The organism is Plantactinospora endophytica (assembly GCF_016862915.1).
In the GTDB taxonomy this organism is placed as follows: Bacteria; Actinomycetota; Actinomycetes; order Mycobacteriales; family Micromonosporaceae; genus Plantactinospora; species Plantactinospora endophytica.
In genome coordinates, this window is sequence record NZ_BONW01000044.1 from 12,609 (window position 1) to 30,551 (window position 17,943).

The following is a 17,943-nucleotide window of genomic DNA, read 5'->3' on the forward strand; positions in this document are numbered from 1 at the left end:
GCCTGCCGCGCCGGGAGGAGTTCGATGCGCGACGTACCCCGGGTCGTCTGGACCCTCGCCGCCGGACGGTTCGTCAACGCCGCCGGTTCGTTCGTCTCGTTCTTCCTGTTCCTCTACCTCACCGGGCCGCGTGGCCTGCCGGTCGGCCAGGCCGGGCTGATCAGCGGCGCGCTCGGCGCCGGAATGCTGCTCGGCAACTTCACCGGCGGCTGGTTCGGCGACCGGTTCGGGCACCGGCGTGCCCTGCTGGCCGCGTCGGCGGTCGCCGGGCTGGGCACGCTGGCCATCCCCTGGCTGCCGGTGCTGACCCTCGGACTGGTCACCCCGTTGATCGGCTATGCCGGCGCCGCCTCGGGAGTGGCCCAGGGCGCGCTGGTCGCCCTCGCCGTACCGGCCGGTGAACGGAGACGCTCGGTGGCGATCACCCGGGCCGCGTTCAACGCCGGCTGCGTGATCGGGCCACCGGTCGGCGCGCTGCTCTCGACGTACAGCTTCAGTTGGCTCTTCGTCCTCGACGGTGTGCTCACCCTGCTGGTCCGCGCGGTGACCGCGCGGCTGCTGCCGGCCGACCCGCCGCGCCCGGCGCACCGGCCGAGCGGGCTACCGGCGCTGTGGCGCGCGGTCCGCGCCGACCGCGGCCTGCTGGTGCTGCTCCCGGCCGTCGTGGTGGTGGACGTCGTGTACCGGCAGCTCTACTCGACGCTGCCGGTCTGGCTGCGCGACCACGGGCAGCCCGTCGGGCTGTACGCCGCGCTGATCGCGCTCGGCTCCGCGATGATCCTCTGTCTGGAGATCCCGGTGACAATGGCACTTGCCCGGCGACCGGCGCTCGCGCTGATCGGTGCCGGTTACTGCCTGGTCGGAGTCGGCTTCGGACTCTTCTCGCTGGGTACCGCCGCCTGGCTGGTGGTCGCCGCGATGGTGGTACTCACCTGCGGGGAGATCCTCTACAAGACGACGGCCACGGCGCACGTGCTCGACGCCGCCCCACCCGCCCTGGTCGGGCAGTACCAGGGGCTCTACATGGGAGCGGCGACCAGCGGCACGATCCTCGCCCCACCGGTCGGCGCCCTGGTCTACACGGTCGCCCCCGGACTGCTCTGGCCACTGTGCGCGATCGCGGCCATCACCGCCGGCCTGGTCGCGTGGAGCACGGGACGGCGGCGGCCGGAGCCGCTCCCCGACCCGTCCGACCCGACCGGGCAGTCCGCTCCGACCGATCCGACCAATTCGGCTGATCCGACCGGGCCGTCCGACAGGTCCGGTCCGACCAGGCCGGACGGACCGGCCGGCAGCGGTGGGGCCGACCGGTCGGAACCGCCTGCGGTCGTCAGCGGCCAGGCCCGGTCGGGGCAGCAGGGCGACTGAGGGGCCTCGTCGTCCGCCCGCTCTCTTCGAGCGCGTCGGCGCCGGCCAACGGGCGCCGGACCGCGCCGGCCGGTCAGCCCAGGACCATCCTCGCCGGGCCCGGATCCGACCCCGGACCGGCCGGCTTCGCAACGGTGGGACTCGGACCGGAAGAGCTCGGACCGGTGGAGCTCGGGCCGGTGGAGCTCGGGCCGGTGGAGCTCGGGCCGGTGGAGCTCGGGCCGGTGGAGCTCGGACCGGTAGGGCGTGGACCGATAGAGCTTGGACCGGTAGGGCTCGGGTCGGTGGGGATCTGACCGGACGGTGACCTGCCGTCGGGCGGGTCGGAGGGCGGCTGCGCGGCGCCCCGGATCGGGCTCAGTGCCCAACGCCGGGCCAGCACGGTCGCCCCGCCCAGTGCGGCGGCCACGATGCCCGCCTCGACCAGCAGCACCGGCGGCGACAGGCTGTAGCCGGTCAGCGCGGCGAACCCCATCGTCACCGGAACGGCCAGGATCCCGGCCGGCGGCACCAGCAGTGCCATCCGGACGACGGTGCGCCCGATCCCGGCGCTGTCCCGCATGCCGTACCGCACCGCGAGCAGGCCGCCGCCGACGAAGACGAGGGCGCTCAGCACGTACCGGAGCAGGACGTTCAGCACCGGATCGGGGCCGGGCAGCACGTGCAGCGGTACCAGCCACCAGGTCCAGACCAGCACGAAGGCCAGCAGCAGCCCGGGTACGCCGCCTGCCAACGCGGTCAGCAGCAGCCGACGGAACTCGTACGGTGCCCGGCGCGCCCCGGCCGCCACGGCGAGTTCGTGGGCGAACCGGCGTACGTCGTCGCCGAGCAACTGCCGTGGCGCCACGCCGTCGGCCGCCGCCCCGACGAGTTCCCGGCGCAGATCTCCGGTCAGGGCGGTCCGCTCCGTCATGACGATTCCCATGGCCCGCCACTCCCGGTCGGCCAGCGCGACGGCGCGTTCGACCGGGTCGTCGGGGCCGTCTTCCTCGGTCCAGCTCATGGTCACCTTCCCGTGCCTCCGGTCGACGGCGCCACGTCGGTCAGCGTGGCGTTGACGGTCTCCACGAATCCGCTCCACTGGCTGGCCCAGAGGTCCAGCGTCTGCCGGCCGGCGGCGGTCAGCGCGTACACCTTGCGGGGTGGTCCGGCCGGGCTGTCCTGCACCTCGTCCGCGACCAGTCCGAGCCGGCGCATCCGGGTGAGCAGGGGATAGACGGTGCCGTACCCGACGGTGCCGAAGCCGACGGCGTTGAGCCGGCCGACCAGTTCGTAGCCGTGCGCGGGTGCGCCGGACAGCAGCGCGAGCATGCACATGTCGAGCACTCCGCGCAGCAGTTGGGTCTGCCGGTCGGCACCGTCGTCACCGCGTCCGGGAGCTGTCATGCGTCACATAATAGTGCCGCTATTAGGTGACGTCCACTAGTTTGCGACACCTGATAGCGGCCCCGAGCCCGGCGAGAAGATCGACTTGTCGTGGCAAGAAATTGGAAAGACCGCCGGCCAGCCGTTTCTGGCATCGTCGGAAGCACCACGACGGGCCGACGAGGGAACATCGGACACCCGGGGCCTGCCCGGCCACGCGTCCAAGGGGGACGTCGGACACCCCGGGGTCCGCCCGGCCACGCGTCCACGCCCGCACGGGTCCGCTCGTCGCGCCCGGAAGCGGGCGGAAGGACGTCGTACGGAGACGGGGGTTCCGGCCGGCCGGCACGCCGACCGGAGCACTCCGCCGCCGATCCGCAGGAGGTGCCATGTCTCTGCCTGTCGCCGCCACGGCACTGCTCGGCATCCTCGGCGCCGCCAACCTGGCGCTGACCCTCTGGCTGGCAACCCGACTGCGCGACCAGGCCAACCAGCTCGCCGAGCTGTCCCGGCCGGCCACCACCCCCTGGACCGGAATGGCGGTCGGCGACTTCACGACCTCGTCGGTCGACGGCGAGCCGGTCAGCCGTGACCTGCTCCGGGAGGACACGCTCGTGGCGTTCCTCGATCCGGCCTGCGCTGTCTCGGAGGAGCGGCTGACCAAGCTGGTGACGTACGCCCGAGCTGTCCGTGGCGGACGGTGCCGGGTGCTGGCGGTGGTGGTCGGCGAGGCCCCGGAGACCGAGGCGTTCGTCGACCGGCTGCGCCCGGTCGCCCGGGTGGTGACCGAGCCGGACCACACCGCCCCGCTCGGCACCGCGTTCCGGGTCGCCGCCTATCCGGTACTGCTCAGGGTCGCGACCGACGCCGCCGGAAAGCTGGTGGTCACCAGCAACAGCCTGGAAATCCAGCGCGTCACGGCATCGAGATGACCGGCAGGACACGTGAGCCCGAACCGCCGGAGCCGCGCCACCCGCTCTCCCGCACCGTCCACCCGAGCAACACCTCGCGCCGAACAGGCGGACGGTGCCGAGCCGGCTACCGCCCGGCTCGGCACCGTTGCCTGCTGCCGGGTCAGCCCACTGCGGAGGAACTCTCCGTCGTCGAACCCGGACGCCCGCCGAGCCGCTGGTGGTCCCGGATGATCTCGGCGTACCGCAGTCCGCTCGCCTTCATCGTCCGCCGCTGGGTGGCGTAGTCGACGTGGATCAGGCCGAACCGCTTGTCGTAGCCGTACGCCCATTCGAAGTTGTCCAGCAGCGACCAGTAGAAGTAGCCGTCGACCGGTACGCCCCGGGCGGCAGCCGCCGCCACTGCCTGGACGTGCTCCTCCAGGTACGCCGTCCGCTCCTTGTCCTCGATCCCGCCCTCCGGGGTGAACGTGTCCGGCCAGGCCGACCCGCTCTCGGTGACCAGGATCCGGCTCGGGGCGTACCGCTCGGTCACCGAGACCAGCAACTCCTCCAGCCCGGTCGGGTACGCCTCCCAGCCCATCGCGGTCTGCACCGAGCCGGGTACCGGAATCTGCCGCGCGTGCGGTACCGGCCCGTCCGGGTCGTCGACGATGACCTGCCGGAAGTAGTAGTTCAGCCCGAGGAAGTCGGTCGGGGCGGCGATGCACTCCAGGTCACCGGGGCGGACCGGCGGCTCGACGCCGTACACCTCCAGCATGTCGGTCGGGTAGCCCCGCCCGTACAGCGGGTCCAGCCACCACCGGTTGACGTGCCCGTCGGCGCGGACCGCCGCCGCGACGTCCTCCGGCCGGTCGCTGCCCGGCTCGCACGGGCTCGGGTTGAGCACGATGCCGACCGACGCCGGCCGGGCCGCCGCGGCCCGGATCGCCGCCATGCCGAGGCCGTGCGCGAGCAGGGTGTGGTGCGAGGTGGCGACCGCCCGGGTCAGGTCCTGCTCGCCGGGGGCCATCCGGCCGTCCAGGTGACCGATCCAGGAGACGCAGAGCGGCTCGTTCACGGTCACCCAGTCGGTGACCCGGTCGCCGAGCGCCCCGGCGACCACCGATGCGTAGTCGGCGAACGCCTCGGCGGTGGCCCGGTCCGGCCAGCCGCCCCGGTCCTGGAGCGCCTGCGGCAGGTCCCAGTGGTAGAGCGTGACCAGCGGCCGGATCTCGGCGGCCAGCAACGCGTCGACCAGCCGGTCGTAGAAGGCCAGCCCGGCCGGGTTGACCCGACCGGTCCCGTCCGGCATCACCCGGGGCCAGGCCACCGAGAACCGGTACGCGTCGACGCCGAGCCGGCGCATCAGGGCCACGTCCTCCGGCCACCGGTGGTAGTGGTCGCACGCCTCGTCACCGGTATCGCCGTTGTCGACGTTACCGGGCACCCGGCTCCACGTGTCCCAGATGGACGGACTGCGGCCGTCCACTCCGACAGCCCCTTCGATCTGGTAGGCCGCGGTGGCGACGCCCCAGGTGAAGTTCGGCGGTAACTTGGACAGATCCGGCACTGGTCGACTCTCCTTCAGATGGTTCGGAGCGTGATGACCGCGCTGGTCATAGCCCGAGATGGACGTGGTTCTGCGGACAGGACGTACTTCACCGCTATTTGACCGCTCCGGCGGTCAGGCCGGCGACGAAGTAGCGCTGGAGGGCGAGGAAGCCGATCACCACCGGGATGCTGACCACCACCGAGGCGGCCATCGCCTGGTTCCAGTAGACGTTGTACTGCGTCGCGTAGCCCTGGAGCCCGACGGCGAGGGTACGGCTGTGCTCGTCGGTCATCACCGAGGCGAAGAGCACCTCGCCCCAGGCGGTCATGAAGGCGTACACGGTGACCGCGACGATGCCCGGCACCGCCGTCGGCAGAATGACCTGGAACAACGTGCGCAGCGGTCCGGCGCCGTCGACCTGGGCCGCCTCGTCGAGCCCGCGCGGGATCGAGTCGAAGTAGCCGACCAGCATCCAGATGGAGAACGGCAGCGAGAAGGTCAGGTAGGTGATGGTCAGCCCGAGCCGGCTGGCGTACAGCTCGATCCCGGTCGCGTTGCCCAGGTTGACGTAGATGAGGAAGAGCGGCAGCAGGAAGAGGATGCCGGGGAACATCTGCGTCGAGAGCACGGTGACCGAGAAGAGCTGCCGACCCCGGAACCGGTAGCGGCTGATCGCGAAGGCGGCGAAGATCGCGATCGCCACCGAGACCACCGCGGCGGAGCTGGCCACCAGCAGGCTGTTCACCAGATACCGGCCGAGCGGCACCGTCTGCCACATGTCCACGAACGGCTGGAAGGTGACCCGGCTGGGCAGCCAGGTGAAGGGGCCCTGCACGTCGCGCAGCGGCTTCAGCCCGGAGCTGAGCATCACGTACAGCGGGGCGACGACGAAGAGGGTCAGCAGGCTGAGCACGATGCGGCGGGCCCAGCGTTCGCCGGTTGACTCACGCATGCTCTCTCCTGCGGTTGGTGACGAGCAGGTAGACGGCGGTGACGACGAGCAGGAAGAGCAGCAGCGCCACCGACATCGCCGACCCGAGACCGAAGTTCCAGGTGACGAAGGAGCTCTGGTAGATGTGGATCGAGATCAGGTCGGCCTGCCTCGGCGCGGAGCCGCCGAACAGCACGTACGGGGTGTTGAAGTCGTTGAAGGTCCAGAGGAAGAGGACCAGCAGCAACACCTGGTTGACCGGCCGGAGCATCGGCAGGGTCACGTCGCGCAGCCGCCGCCAGAAGTTCGCCCCGTCGATCGCCGACGCCTCGTAGAGTTCCGGCGGCACGTTCTGCAACCCGGCCATCAGGCAGAGGAAGGCGAACGGCCAGGACTTCCAGACCGAGACGATCAGCAGGGCGACGAAACTGTTCTCCCCGATCAGCCAGAACGGCGGGTTGGCGCCGTCGATCAGGCCGAGTTGGTCGAGGGCGTGGTTCACCAGGCCGGTGTCCCGCTGGAACATGAACGTCCAGGTGATCACGGCGGTGTAGACCGGCAGCGCGTACGGGGTCAGGAAGAGGGTACGCAGCAGCGCCCGGCCCTTGAACGGCCGTTGCAGGAAGACCGCGGCGGCCAGTCCGAGCATCCAGGAGAAGCCCACCGAGAGCGTGGTGTAGAGCGCGGTGACCCAGAACGAGTGCAGCAGGTCCTTGCCGGTGGCGGAGTCGAAGTCGAAGGTGACCCGGTAGTTCTCGAAGCCGGCGAAGGGCGCGGTGGACCAGTCCCGGATGTGGAACTGGGTCAGTTCGAGCAGGCTCATCCAGACCCCGACCAGCATCGGGACGACGTGGATGCCGAGTTCGAGCAGGGCGGCCGGGACGAGCAGCAGGTACGGCAGGTACGACCGTCGTACGGTACGGCGCTTGCGCCGGCTCGGCGGGCCGTCCTGCGCTGGTCGCCCGGCGGGCCGTACGGGGCCGGGGGCGGTGGTGGTGGCCATCGGATCCTCTCAAGGTGGACCGTGGAGGGGGCGGCGGTCCCCCTCCACGGTCAACCGTCGGCGTCGCGGCTCAGCTGCCCATCTTCTGTTGCGCTACGCCGAGCTTCTCCTTCACCTGCGCCTCGGTGACGGGCTTGCCGCCCGCGGCGTCGGCGAAGAGCTCCTTCATGGCGGTACCGACCAGGGTCTCGAACTGGCTCTCCTCGGGCACCTGCGGCAGCGGCGCGGCGGTGGTGCCGAGCACCTCGCCGAGGACCTTCTGCTCCGGCGCCTGGAACGCCGGGTCGGCGTTGGCCGTCTTGACCGACGGCAGCGAGCCGTAGGTCTTGTTGAGGATCACCTGCTCCGCGTCGCTGGTCATGAACTTCACGAACTCCAGCGAGCCGTCGAGGTTCTCGGTGTGCTTGAAGACCGCCATGTTGATGCCGGCGACCATGCTGTTGACCTTCTTGCCGCCCGGCGGGGTGGTGGCCGGGAACGGCACCGGGGCGATGCCCCACTCCTCGGGGCTCATCCCCTGGGCCTTGAAGTTCGACCCGGCGGCCTGCCAGAGCAGCATCGCCGCCTTGCGGTTGGCGAAGTCGGCGACCGACTGGTTCTGGGCGTACTCGGCGTTGCTGGGGTTGACGATCTTGTCAACCGCCATCAGGTCGATGTAGCGCTTCACGGCCGCGACGTTCTGCGGGGTGTCGAAGGTCGGCTTGCCGGCGGAGTCGAACCACTCGCCGCCCCACTGCTGGCCGAAGGTGAAGGCGTGGTGGGAGTTCTCCGACGGGTTCGCGCCCTCCACCGCCAGGCCCCACTGGCCGGACTTGGTGAGCTTCTTACCGGTCTCGACCAGTTCCTCCCAGGTGGTGGGCGGGGTGGTGACGCCGGCGTCGGTGAACATCTTCTTGTTGTAGTAGAGCGCGTACGCCAGGCTGTAGAGCGGCACGGCGGCCGGCGGCTTGCCGGGGGCACCGGCGGCGGCCAGCGCGGCCGGCACGAACCGGTCCTTGCCGCCCACCTTGGCCAGGGTCGCGTCGTCGAACGGGACCAGCGCGTTGGTGGCCTGCAACGACGCCGACCAGGTGTTGCCGATGTTCACCACGTCCGGGCCCTTGCCCGAGGTGGCGGCGGCGAGCAGCCGGTTGAGCAGGTCCGACCAGGGGACCACCTCGACGTTGACCTTGATGCCGGTCTGCTGCTCGAACTTGTCCAGCTCGGGCTGGAGGGTCTGCTTGTCGAACTCGATGCTGGCGCCCTGGTTGCTGGCCCAGTAGGTGAGCGTCTTGGCGGCGCCCTCGGACGAGTCGCCGGAGTCGCCGCAGGCGGCGATGGAGGCGGTCGTCAGCAGGGCCGCGACAGCCATAACGAGGTGTCGTCTGGACACGACTTGCCCTTCTGCGTCGGCCGGCGGCCTCGCCGACCCGTCGGCGCTGACGCCGGAGCGGGGCTGGTGGGGCGGCCGGGGGTGGTGGAGCGGTACGGGCACGATCACCGTCGGCGGAGGGATGGAGCTGGCGCCACCGAAGGGGGTTCCATCAAGGCTTAATTTACGCGGTTATTAAAGTGTCTAGTAGCTCCGACGTCAAGGAGGAGCCGTACAGTGACACCCGGCGAACCCGGGTTTATCGAGGTGGTGGGTGGACCTGGAACGGACGACGAACCGGATCGTGCGACAGCGCAACCGGTCCGCCCTGCTGTCGAAGCTGTTCCTCGAGGGGCCGCTGACCCGGCAGGATCTCGCCCGCTACACCGGGCTGAGCCAACCCGCCGTCAGCAACGTGGTCGGCGACCTGATCGGGGCCGGCCTGGTGGTCGAGGCCGGTGCCGTGGAGTCCGACGGCGGCCGGCCCAGCATGATGCTCCGGGTGGCACCCCGCTACGCCCTGGTCGCCGGGGTCGACGTCGGCGAGACCCGGATCCGGGTCGAGCTGTTCGACCTGGCGATGACCATGCTGGCCAGCGCGGACTACCCGCTCGACGCGGCCGGGCCGGCACCGGCCGCCGTGGTCCGGCACATCCTGGCCGGGCTGGACGCCGTCACCGAGCAGGCCGGGGTACCCCGGTCGGACATCCTCGGCATCGGCATCGGCGTCTCCGGGGTGGTGGTGCAGGGCGGCGAGGCGATCGTGCACGCCCAGACCCTCGGCTGGCACGGCGTACCACTGGAACGGCTGATCCGGGCCGAGGTCGACCTGCCGGTGCACATCGACAACGGCGCGAAAACCCTCGGCCAGGCCGAGATGTGGTTCGGCGCTGGACGGGGCAGCCGGCACGCCGTCTTCGCGCTGGTCGGCTCCGGTGTCGGCGCGGCGGTGGTGACCAACGGGGTGATGTACCGGGGCGTCTCCAGCAGTGCCGGCGAGTGGGGGCACACCACCCTGGTCTACGACGGCCGCGCCTGCCGGTGCGGTGCCCGGGGCTGCCTGGAGGCGTACGTCGGCGCCGAGGGGATCATCGACCGGTACCGGGAGGCCCGGCGCGGTCACGACGTACCCGGTGCCGACGAGGAGTCCCAGATCGGCGCCCTGATCGAGGCGGCGGACCGGTCCGAGACCGCGCGTCGGGTGCTGGAGGAGACGGCCGGCTACCTGGGCGCTGGCGTGGCGAACCTGATCAACCTGTTCAACCCCGAGCGGGTGGTGCTGGGCGGCTGGGCCGGAGTGGCGCTCGGCGCCCACCTGCTGCCGGCGATCCGGGCGGCGGCGGCCGGGCAGGCGCTGCACCAGCCGTACGAGCAGGCCGCGATCGAGCTGGGCCAGCTCGGCGTCGACGCGGTGGCGCTGGGCGCCGCCACCCTGCCGGTGGCCCGGCTGCTCGCCGCCGGTGGCACCCGCAACTGACCCGGCCAGCCGTCTACGCCCGCCCGGCGGCCCGGCCGCTCGCCGCCGGCGACACCCGCAACTGACCCGCCCCGCCGTCCGTGCCTGTCGGGTGGCCCGACTGCTGGCCGCCGCTGGCGCCCGCAACTGACCCGTCCGGCCGTCCGTGCCCGTCCGGCGGCTGGTCTGGCGGCCCGGCCGGCGCCGCCGACCCCCGTCGATATCGCGGCTTCCGTGCGTTCCGGCATTCGGGATAAATTACGTCGTAATAAATTGATGTCTTGACGCGGCCGGAACGTGGGCGCAACACTCGTGATCCTCCGAGAGCGCTCTCTAACGTCCACAGCCGACCGGTCGACGCCGCCCGCCGTCGGTCGTTCTCGCAGGTCGGCGCCGACATCCGACCCCCGACACCCCACCACGAGCACCGACGAGCACCGCAGGCCGCCGCAGCATCCCCGCGGCCGGCCCATCCACACCGCCACTGGCCCGTCCACTCCCGACCCTGGAGGGGTGGACGGCGCCAGACACCTCCGCACGGACAGGCAGGGTCATGATTTTTCATCGTTTTCCTCCCCGGGCACATCCCGGCGGCCGACCTCGGACCCGGCGGCTCGCCGGCGTACTCGCGGCGACGCTGGTGTTGGTGCTGACCCCGTTCGCCGGCCCCACCCCGGCGGCGAGCGCCGCACCCACGCTGATCTCGCAGGGCAAGCCGGCCACCGCCTCCTCCACCGAGGGCGGGGCGTTCGGCGCCTCGTCCGCGGTCGACGGGAACACCGGCACCCGCTGGTCCAGCGCGTTCAGCGATCCACAGTGGCTCCAGGTCGACCTCGGCGCGAGCGCCACGATCAGCCAGGTCGTGCTGCGCTGGGAGGCCGCGTACGGGCGGGCGTTCCAGATCCAGCTCTCGGAGAACGGCAGTAGCTGGACCAACGCCTACAGCACGACCACCGGCACCGGCGGTACCCAGACGCTGAGCGTCTCCGGCACCGGCCGGTACGTCCGGATGAACGGCACCGCCCGGGGCACCGGCTACGGCTACTCGCTCTGGGAGTTCGAGGTCATCGGCGAGTTCGGCGGTAGCAACCCCGGCGACCCGGTCGAGCCGACCGACCCGCGCAACCCGAACTTCGGGCCGAACACCTTCGTCTTCGACCCGTCCACCCCGACCTCCACCATCCAGGGCCGGCTGAACTCGCTCTTCACCCAGCAGGAGACCGCCCAGTTCGCGCCCCGGCGGTACGCGGTGCTGTTCAAGCCCGGCACCTACACCGCCGACGTCAACCTCGGCTTCTTCACCCAGGTCGCCGGGCTCGGCATGTCACCGAACGACGTCAACCTGAACGGGCACGTCCGGGTGGAGGCGTTCTGGATGGGCGGCAACGCCACCCAGAACTTCTGGCGGGCCGCCGAGAACCTCTCGGTGACCCTGCCGGCCGGCACCATCGTGGAACGCTGGGCGGTCTCCCAGGCCGCGCCGTACCGGCGGATGCACCTGCGCGGCGCCGGCAACCAGATCCAGTTGTGGAACGGCGGCGACGGCTGGTCCAGCGGCGGCCTGATGGCCGACACCAAGATCGACGGCATGGTGGTCTCCGGCTCGCAGCAGCAGTGGTTCTCCCGGAACAGCGAGTTCGGTAGCTGGACCGGCTCGGTCTGGAACATGGTCTTCACCGGAGTCACCGGGGCACCGGCCCCGAACTTCCCGAACCCGTCGCACACCGTGGTCGGCCAGACCCCGGTGGTCCGGGAGAAGCCGTTCCTCTACATCGACGGCACCGGCGAGTACCGGGTCTTCGTACCGGCGCTGCGCACCAACAGCCAGGGCACGAGCTGGTACAACAAGACCCCGGCCGGCTCGTCGATCTCGCTGAGCCAGTTCTTCGTGGTCCGGCCCGGCACCACCGCGGCCACCATCAACGCCGCCCTGGCCCAGGGCAAGAACCTGCTCTTCACGCCTGGTCTCTACAAGACCACCGAGACGATCCGGGTGACCCGACCGGACACCGTGGTACTCGGCCTCGGCCTGGCCACCATCGAGCCGCAGAACGGCATTCCCGCGATGACCGTGGCCGACGTCGACGGGGTGAAGGTCGCCGGCATCATGTTCGAGGCCGGCGCCACCAACTCGTCGGTGCTGATGGAGGTCGGCCCGGCCGGCTCCTCGGCCAGCCACGCCGCCAACCCGACCTCGCTGCACGACGTCTTCTTCCGGATCGGCGGCGCGGTACCCGGCAAGGCCACCACCAGCCTGCGGATCAACTCGCACAACGTGATCGGCGACCACATGTGGCTGTGGCGGGCCGACCACGGTGACCCGGGCACCTACGGCTGGAACATCAACACCGCCGACACGGGGCTGGTGGTGAACGGCAACAACGTCACCATGTACGGCCTCTTCGTCGAGCACTACCAGAAGACCGAGGTGATCTGGAACGGGCAGGGCGGACGGACGTACTTCTTCCAGAACGAGAAGCCGTACGACCCACCGAACCAGGCGGCCTTCATGAACGGGTCGACCCGGGGCTATCCGGCGTACAAGGTGGCGGACTCGGTGACCAGCCACCAGGCGTGGGGGTTGGGCAGCTACTGCTACTTCAACGTCAACCCTGGCGTGGTCAACGAACGCTCGTTCGAGGTGCCGGTCAACTCCGGAGTCCAGTTCCGCAACATGGTGACGGTCTCGCTCGGCGGGGTCGGCACGATCAACCGGATCATCAACAACAGCGGTGGCACCGCCAACACCGCCAACCAGGTGCAGTACCTGACCAACTTCCCGTAGGCCGGCCTCCCACACCCGGCCGGTAGCCCGGGCCCGCGTCGTGACCACCACCACGGCGCGGGCTCGGGCCGCCCCGACTCCGGCGCCGCCACGACCGCACGCCCGGTGCGGTCAGGCCGGCGCGGTCAGGCCCGGCGCGGTCAGGCCCGGTGTGCTCAGGCCCGGTGTCGTCAGGCCCGGTGTCGTCAGGCCCGGTGCCGTCAGGCCCGGTGTGCTCAGGCCCGCCGGGGCACGTGCCGGCGGTAGGCGCTCACCGTCGGGTCGGCGTCGATCCAGAACCGCCACGGCAGGTCGTGCGCGCCGGTGACCCCGACCCGTGGACCGGCCGCGATCGTTTCCGGCGGCAGCGGTGCGGCCGGCGGGCGCAGCCGGACCGGTCCGTCACCGAGCAGGTAACGACCGTAGACGGCCCGGTCCAGGCCGAGCGCCGCGCAGAGCCGGGCGGGTCCGCGCGCCAGATCCACATCCCGGCGTACGGCGGTGCGCCGGCTCCGCGAGATCTCCACCCCGTCGACCACCTCACCGGCCCGGAGCAGCACCGCCGACGCCTCGCCGTCCGGCCCGGTGACCACGTTCACGCACCAGTGCATGCCGCAAGCCTGGCACTAAGCACGTACTTGCCGGCGGGTCTGTCCTCCAAGTTGCAAACGGCCGGGGCGGGTGCGCCAACACCCGATCTCCCCGGCCTTGGCCGACGCAGGAGGTCGACCCGCCTTGAGTGTAGAAGCTGTCTCGTGGGCGCTGAACGATGCGCCCGACGTTCCCCCATCCTGCTTGGCCGTGCTGCTCGGCCTGGCCAACCACGCGCACGCCAACGGCCGAGGCGCGTACCCGTCGCAAGAGCGGCTTGCCCACTACGCCCGTAAGTCGACCCGTTCGGTACGTGCTGACCTGGCCAGCCTCGAACGTCTCGGCATCATCCGTCGTGGCGATCAGCGGCACGTCGCGTTCATCCCCGTTGACCGCCGACCGGTGGTGTGGGACCTGGCCGTAGAGCGCACCCGCCCGATCCCTACGGCACTCGACCGGTTCGCCGAGCCGGTATCGGGTCGCTCAGCCGAGGTTCCTCAGCCTGTGGATAACCGGGCGGAAGCAGAGTTCCGGGCGGTACCCAACCGGGCGGAAGCACAGCGCACGACGGCCGGAAGCACAGCGCAGAGCGGCCGGAAGCCTGCTTCCTACAAACCGTCCTTGAACCATCAAGAACCAACTACCCGCGCGGCAGCGCGGGATGGTGCCGGGTCGTCTGTGGATGCCGGGTCAAACCGGATTGCTTCTCCGAAGGATCAACCCCAAACCTCGGCCCGTCGTGGCTGGGAACCGCCGAGGGGTGCGGCCTTGCCGCCCGCTACGGGTGACGCTCGCTGCACGAAGCCGGGGCACGTAGGCCAGCCTGCCGGTTCCTGCGCCGTCTGCCGCAGTGAGGCGCTTGGGGGTGCCGCGTGACTCCCCTTGCCATCTGGGCTCTGTCCCTTGCTGGCGCCGGGCTCGCCCTGGTCGTCGCCCTGGTCGCCTTCATCTCTCACCACTCGGTCGGCAGCCACGCCGACCAGCTTGCCGACGCCATCGCCCACCGCTCGGACGTTCCCCGCGTCCCCACCCGCCGCTGAGGAGCGTCCCCCGTGAACATCACCTCCATCACTTCCCGCGCAACTACTGCCCTGGTCGCACTCATCGCCGGCTACGCCAGCTTCCGTCACATCGTCCAGGTCGCCACCGAGGCAGGCGAACACTCGTCGGTTGCCGTTGCCCTGCCGTTCGCCATCGACGGCGCGATCCTGGTTGGCACGCTGGCGATGCTCGACGACAAGCGCAGCGGCCGGAAGCCTCGCGTGTCTGCTCGGCTGGCTGTGGCGTTCGGCATCGTCGCCACCCTTGCCGCCAACATCGCCAGTGCACAGCCGACGTGGACTGCTCGTGCCGTTGCCGCCGTTCCCCCGGTCGCCTTCCTGCTCGCCATCGAGGTGCTGTCTCGGCGGGGCAAGCTGATCCGGCCTGAGCCGGTCGACCAGGGCGAGCCAGTCAAGGTGGCTGAGCCGGTCATCGTTGAGCCGGTCGAGAGCCTTGCGGCTGAGCCCGTAGCCGAGCCGGTTGCGGTCGAGCCGGTCAAGGCTCAGCCGGTCAAGGCTCAGCCGGTCAAGGCTCAGCCGGTCAAGCGGGAGCGGACCAGCGAGCCTGCCCGCAAGCCGGTCCCCCGGTCGCTCACCTCGGCTGACCGGATCATGTCGGCTCACCTCGCCGAACCCGAGGCGACTCACGGCCGGATCGCTGAGCTTGCCGGGGTGTCGGTGGCGACGGTGAAGCGGTACCGGCCGACCCGCTCGGCTTCTCCGACGCAGCCTGCGGAGACTGCCACCACCGGCATCATCCCTGAGCTTGCCGGGGTGACGGCATGACCGAGCTTGAGCGGGCTATCCGCAAGCTGCGGCGCAAGCACACCGTGTCGCGGGTGGCCTACCGGTACGTCTCCGGTAGGCCGCTCAGCGGCAAGGCCGGTCACCCGTACCTGAGCCGGGGTGCTGGTCGGCTCGCCGGTTGGCAGCGTCAGGTGATCCGGTTCGCGGTGCCAACCGTTGGGTTGGTCGCAACGGTTCACCCTGAGCCGGTCGGCTCACTGGTCGGCTCAGCCGTTCTGGTCGCTGGCTACCGGCTCAGGCGACGGCTCACCATGCGCCGGTTCAACCGGGAGTACGTCACCCCGACCCTGGCTGCCCTTGCACCCGCGATGGGTCTACAGACGGGCGTACGGCTACACGTTGACCCGTCGTTGGGCAACCTCACTCCTCGGCTGGCCAAGCCTCTGAGTCCGGCTGAGACAGCCGTACGTGCCTGGTACGGCGAGCGGGTAGAGCCGGTGATCCGGTGGCTACCTGAGCGTGCACAGCGGGCAGCCTGGTCGGTGCAGCGCACCGCTCGCCCGGTCACATCCAAACTGGCCGCGTTCCGTCGCCCGGTCGACCCCGACCAGGGTCCGCGTATCGAGCTGACGGCAGACACCCCGTACCTGACCAAGGAACAGCGGCAGTTGGTGTCATCCATCATCGGCAGCAAGATCCCCGTCTCTGACCTGGTCGAGTCGTGGAACCAGGTAGGCCAGCGGGTGCGAGCCGTCTGGACTGTGCGCAAGCGTCCGCCCGCACGGGTCGGTGTCGACCAGGTCGCCGAGCACCTCCCCCGGCTGGCTGAGTGGGAGTTCTACATCGGGCAGGGTGCAGGCGATCGGCCGGTGATCCTGTCTCTACGCGACGACTCCCCACACATCGCGGTGAGCGCCGGATCGGGCGCGGGCAAGAGCGTGCTTGCCGAGCTGGTTGCCGTGCAGGTGCTCGCCCGGGGTGGTCGGGTGGTCATCCTTGACCGCAAGGGCTCGCACCGTTGGGCGCTCGGTCTGGCTGGCGTCGACTACTGCACCCGCCCTGAGCAGATGCATGATGCCCTGGTCAAGCTGGCTGCGCTCGCCGACGAGCGGAATACCCTTGCCCTGCATGAGCCGGAAGACTGGAACCCCGGTGCCCGGGTGCTGGTCATTGCCGAGGAGTTGAACGCGACCATCGGGCAACTCGTCAACTTCTGGGCCGAGGTGCGCAGCAACGGTGACCCCAAGCGGTCCCCTGCCGTGTCGGCTCTGGCTGACCTGCTGTTCATGGGTCGCAGTGCCAAGGTCAACGTGCTTGCCATCGCGCAGATGTTGACCGCTCGGGCGATCGGCGGACCCGAGGCACGGGAGAACTTCGGCATCAGGTGTCTCGCCCGATACACCGCAAACAACTGGAAGATGTTGGTTCCCGAGGCAGCCATGCCCCGGGCATCTCGCACCCTCGGCCGGTGGCAGGTGGTCATCGGTGGACAGGCAACTGAGGTGCAGGTTGCCTACCTGTCCGCCACCGAGGCACGGGCGCTTGCATGTCCCCGGTCCTCGGGGACTTCCGAGGTCAGCGGCCTATCAAGCCCTGCCGGGGACTTCCTGACGCTGCGGCAGGCGATCGATGGTGGCGTGATCCCGTGGAAGTTGGACGCTGCCAAGAAGCGCCTACAGCGCAAGGTGGGCAAGGTGCCTGCGCCGAGGGGTAAGAGCGGCAACGCGGATCTGTACGCCCGAGCAGATCTGGTCCGGTGGGCAGGGAGCGAGAGCGACGAGAGGATCAGTCAGTGATCGAGACCGTGGCCTACGCCAGCCACACCGCGCACATCGACCCGATGACCGGTGAGGGTCTATTGGTCCTGCCGAGGGTCGCCGACGACATCGACCCGCTCGGCGGGGTGGTCACCTTGCACGCCGCTGACTGGGATCACGCCATCGGGGATCTCGGCCAGCGAGGCTGGCAGCCGAGCGAGGATGACGGCGGGGACCTGGTCCACGTCGGCACCACCGTTGACGGTCGCCCGGTCATCGGTCTCTACGGGCGAGAGCCGGTCACCTCGCTGCCGAGTGTCGACCAGGCTGCCGAGTCGTGGCGGGAACTGCTCACCGTCGCCGAGGTTGTCACCGAGTAGGCAGCGAACCAGCGAGCCCGGCTCTCTCACGTCGAGGGGGTCGGGCTCTCGCTGTGCTCAGCCCTGGTCGGGTCGGTTCTCCCTGATCCACTTCTCCACATCACGCCGACGCCAGACCTTGCCCATGATCAGCTTAGCGACCGGATCGGGGAACCCCTTGGAGTTGGTGATCACGTTGGCACGCTGCCGGCTGATGTCGCCGAGCATCGCCCGAATCTCCGCCACTCCGACAAGGTCCACAGCTATTGACGGTAGACGTGGACATGTGCTACGGGAGCGACAACGTCCTAAGACGCGAGCACAGGCCGTTGACGGTCGACTACGTCAAGCGACACCATGTGAGGATGTCCAGCGAGAGCACACCCAAACCGGCCCGGTTGTCGATCTTCCGCCGGAACCGCCCCCGTCCGCTTGTCGCACCAGGCGACACCGTGCACGCTCCCGAGTTCGCGCACTTCCAGCCGTACGACGACACGGCGCGGATACTCGGGGACCTTCGCCTACGGGTTACCGCCATCCCGGTCGGCACGGCGCCAGTACGGGAAGGCTTCCAACTGTTGCGCGGGTACGTGGTCGACGCTGACGGGTTCGAGGCTGTCGCCGAATCCTGGCACTACGTGCGGTTGGCTTCCTGTCGGGTGTCGATGCCACCCGGGGAGCGCCCCTGACCGGCGGTGCGTTGGCTGGACACGTCGAGGGATGGCCCATTGAGCCAGACGCGAAGATGCCCCGGCACCCATCACGG

General features: G+C 70.3%; 17 protein-coding genes and 1 pseudogene. 10 read left to right on the forward strand and 8 right to left on the reverse strand.

What is annotated here, in order from left to right; all coding sequences use genetic code 11:
* Positions 1–24: 24 nt before the first annotated feature.
* A complete protein-coding gene (locus Pen02_RS36210) occupies positions 25–1,368 on the forward strand; it encodes an MFS transporter (protein WP_203870710.1) in 1,344 nt (447 codons plus the stop codon).
* 73 nt (positions 1,369–1,441) lie between these two features.
* On the opposite strand, the gene Pen02_RS36215 is transcribed toward Pen02_RS36210, so the two are convergent.
* Positions 1,442–2,371 carry a Bax inhibitor 1 family protein gene (locus Pen02_RS36215; protein WP_203870711.1) on the reverse strand — a complete coding sequence of 310 codons (930 nt, stop codon included), beginning with the start codon at positions 2,369–2,371 and terminating at the stop codon, positions 1,442–1,444.
* Positions 2,372–2,373: 2 nt separating this feature from the next.
* Positions 2,374–2,754 (reverse strand): PadR family transcriptional regulator, encoded by a 381-nt coding sequence (locus tag Pen02_RS36220; protein WP_203870712.1) that lies wholly within the window; start codon positions 2,752–2,754, stop codon positions 2,374–2,376.
* Between the two features lie 368 nt (positions 2,755–3,122).
* Between Pen02_RS36220 and Pen02_RS36225 the strand changes: the two genes are divergently transcribed.
* Entirely contained in the window at positions 3,123–3,665 is a 543-nt protein-coding gene (locus Pen02_RS36225) for a thioredoxin domain-containing protein (RefSeq protein ID WP_203870713.1), read from the forward strand.
* Between the two features lie 142 nt (positions 3,666–3,807).
* Here the strand turns inward: Pen02_RS36225 and Pen02_RS36230 are convergent, their stop codons facing one another.
* The 4 genes from Pen02_RS36230 to Pen02_RS36245 all read right to left on the reverse strand — a co-directional run bounded on the left by Pen02_RS36230 (position 3,808) and on the right by Pen02_RS36245 (position 8,463).
* The gene (locus Pen02_RS36230; protein WP_372445741.1) at positions 3,808–5,196 is read right to left on the reverse strand and encodes a GH1 family beta-glucosidase; all 1,389 of its coding nucleotides are present in this window, start codon (positions 5,194–5,196) and stop codon (positions 3,808–3,810) included.
* Between the two features lie 94 nt (positions 5,197–5,290).
* A complete protein-coding gene (locus tag Pen02_RS36235; RefSeq protein WP_203870714.1) occupies positions 5,291–6,130 on the reverse strand; it encodes a carbohydrate ABC transporter permease in 840 nt (279 codons plus the stop codon).
* The gene (locus tag Pen02_RS36240) at positions 6,123–7,112 is read right to left on the reverse strand and encodes a carbohydrate ABC transporter permease (RefSeq protein ID WP_203870715.1); all 990 of its coding nucleotides are present in this window, start codon (positions 7,110–7,112) and stop codon (positions 6,123–6,125) included. The genes Pen02_RS36235 and Pen02_RS36240 overlap by 8 nt, the downstream gene beginning before the upstream one ends.
* Positions 7,113–7,182: 70 nt before the next feature.
* Entirely contained in the window at positions 7,183–8,463 is a 1,281-nt protein-coding gene (locus Pen02_RS36245; RefSeq protein WP_239141871.1) for an ABC transporter substrate-binding protein, read from the reverse strand.
* A gap of 274 nt (positions 8,464–8,737) precedes the next feature.
* Here Pen02_RS36245 and Pen02_RS36250 point away from each other — a divergent pair, with 274 nt between their 5' ends.
* Both Pen02_RS36250 and Pen02_RS36255 read left to right on the forward strand, forming a co-directional pair.
* Positions 8,738–9,940: an ROK family transcriptional regulator gene (locus Pen02_RS36250; RefSeq protein ID WP_203870717.1), complete on the forward strand. Its 1,203-nt coding sequence runs from the start codon at positions 8,738–8,740 to the stop codon at positions 9,938–9,940.
* A 532-nt stretch (positions 9,941–10,472) separates the two neighbouring features.
* Positions 10,473–12,704 (forward strand): discoidin domain-containing protein, encoded by a 2,232-nt coding sequence (locus Pen02_RS36255; RefSeq protein WP_203870718.1) that lies wholly within the window; start codon positions 10,473–10,475, stop codon positions 12,702–12,704.
* 215 nt (positions 12,705–12,919) lie between these two features.
* On the opposite strand, the pseudogene Pen02_RS36265 reads toward Pen02_RS36255, so the two are convergent.
* Positions 12,920–13,297: pseudogene (locus tag Pen02_RS36265) on the reverse strand (DNA-3-methyladenine glycosylase); the annotation flags it as partial.
* Between the two features lie 187 nt (positions 13,298–13,484).
* On the opposite strand from Pen02_RS36265, the gene Pen02_RS43115 reads away from it, so the two are divergent.
* The 5 genes from Pen02_RS43115 to Pen02_RS36290 are packed head-to-tail and all read left to right on the forward strand — an operon-like array spanning position 13,485 to position 17,198.
* Positions 13,485–14,150: a helix-turn-helix domain-containing protein gene (locus Pen02_RS43115; RefSeq protein WP_203870720.1), complete on the forward strand. Its 666-nt coding sequence runs from the start codon at positions 13,485–13,487 to the stop codon at positions 14,148–14,150.
* Positions 14,147–14,314, forward strand: coding sequence for a hypothetical protein (locus tag Pen02_RS36275; protein WP_203870721.1), 168 nt, complete (start codon positions 14,147–14,149; stop codon positions 14,312–14,314). Before Pen02_RS43115 ends, Pen02_RS36275 begins: the two co-directional genes overlap by 4 nt.
* A gap of 12 nt (positions 14,315–14,326) precedes the next feature.
* A complete protein-coding gene (locus Pen02_RS36280; RefSeq protein WP_203870722.1) occupies positions 14,327–15,100 on the forward strand; it encodes a DUF2637 domain-containing protein in 774 nt (257 codons plus the stop codon).
* Positions 15,097–16,857 carry a type IV secretory system conjugative DNA transfer family protein gene (locus tag Pen02_RS36285; protein ID WP_203870723.1) on the forward strand — a complete coding sequence of 587 codons (1,761 nt, stop codon included), beginning with the start codon at positions 15,097–15,099 and terminating at the stop codon, positions 16,855–16,857. The genes Pen02_RS36280 and Pen02_RS36285 overlap by 4 nt, the downstream gene beginning before the upstream one ends.
* Positions 16,854–17,198, forward strand: coding sequence for a hypothetical protein (locus tag Pen02_RS36290; protein ID WP_203870724.1), 345 nt, complete (start codon positions 16,854–16,856; stop codon positions 17,196–17,198). The genes Pen02_RS36285 and Pen02_RS36290 overlap by 4 nt, the downstream gene beginning before the upstream one ends.
* Positions 17,199–17,255: 57 nt before the next feature.
* Here the strand turns inward: Pen02_RS36290 and Pen02_RS36295 are convergent, their stop codons facing one another.
* Positions 17,256–17,438, reverse strand: coding sequence for a hypothetical protein (locus tag Pen02_RS36295; protein ID WP_203870979.1), 183 nt, complete (start codon positions 17,436–17,438; stop codon positions 17,256–17,258).
* 104 nt (positions 17,439–17,542) lie between these two features.
* On the opposite strand from Pen02_RS36295, the gene Pen02_RS36300 reads away from it, so the two are divergent.
* The gene (locus tag Pen02_RS36300; RefSeq protein ID WP_203870725.1) at positions 17,543–17,866 is read left to right on the forward strand and encodes a hypothetical protein; all 324 of its coding nucleotides are present in this window, start codon (positions 17,543–17,545) and stop codon (positions 17,864–17,866) included.
* Positions 17,867–17,943 lie beyond the last annotated feature (77 nt).

Bases quoted from the DNA above. Each gene is read 5' to 3' on its own strand.
- Pen02_RS36255 (WP_203870718.1), top strand. From the start codon at position 10,473: ATGATTTTTCATCGTTTTCCTCCCCGGGCACATCCCGGCGGCCGACCT.
- Pen02_RS36235 (WP_203870714.1), bottom strand. From the start codon at position 6,130: ATGCGTGAGTCAACCGGCGAACGCTGGGCCCGCCGCATCGTGCTCAGC.
- Pen02_RS36215 (WP_203870711.1), bottom strand. From the start codon at position 2,371: ATGAGCTGGACCGAGGAAGACGGCCCCGACGACCCGGTCGAACGCGCC.
- Pen02_RS36285 (WP_203870723.1), top strand. From the start codon at position 15,097: ATGACCGAGCTTGAGCGGGCTATCCGCAAGCTGCGGCGCAAGCACACC.
- Pen02_RS36245 (WP_239141871.1), bottom strand. From the start codon at position 8,463: ATGGCTGTCGCGGCCCTGCTGACGACCGCCTCCATCGCCGCCTGCGGC.
- Pen02_RS36240 (WP_203870715.1), bottom strand. From the start codon at position 7,112: ATGGCCACCACCACCGCCCCCGGCCCCGTACGGCCCGCCGGGCGACCA.
- Pen02_RS36220 (WP_203870712.1), bottom strand. From the start codon at position 2,754: ATGACAGCTCCCGGACGCGGTGACGACGGTGCCGACCGGCAGACCCAA.
- Pen02_RS36225 (WP_203870713.1), top strand. From the start codon at position 3,123: ATGTCTCTGCCTGTCGCCGCCACGGCACTGCTCGGCATCCTCGGCGCC.
- Pen02_RS36300 (WP_203870725.1), top strand. From the start codon at position 17,543: ATGTCCAGCGAGAGCACACCCAAACCGGCCCGGTTGTCGATCTTCCGC.
- Pen02_RS36210 (WP_203870710.1), top strand. From the start codon at position 25: ATGCGCGACGTACCCCGGGTCGTCTGGACCCTCGCCGCCGGACGGTTC.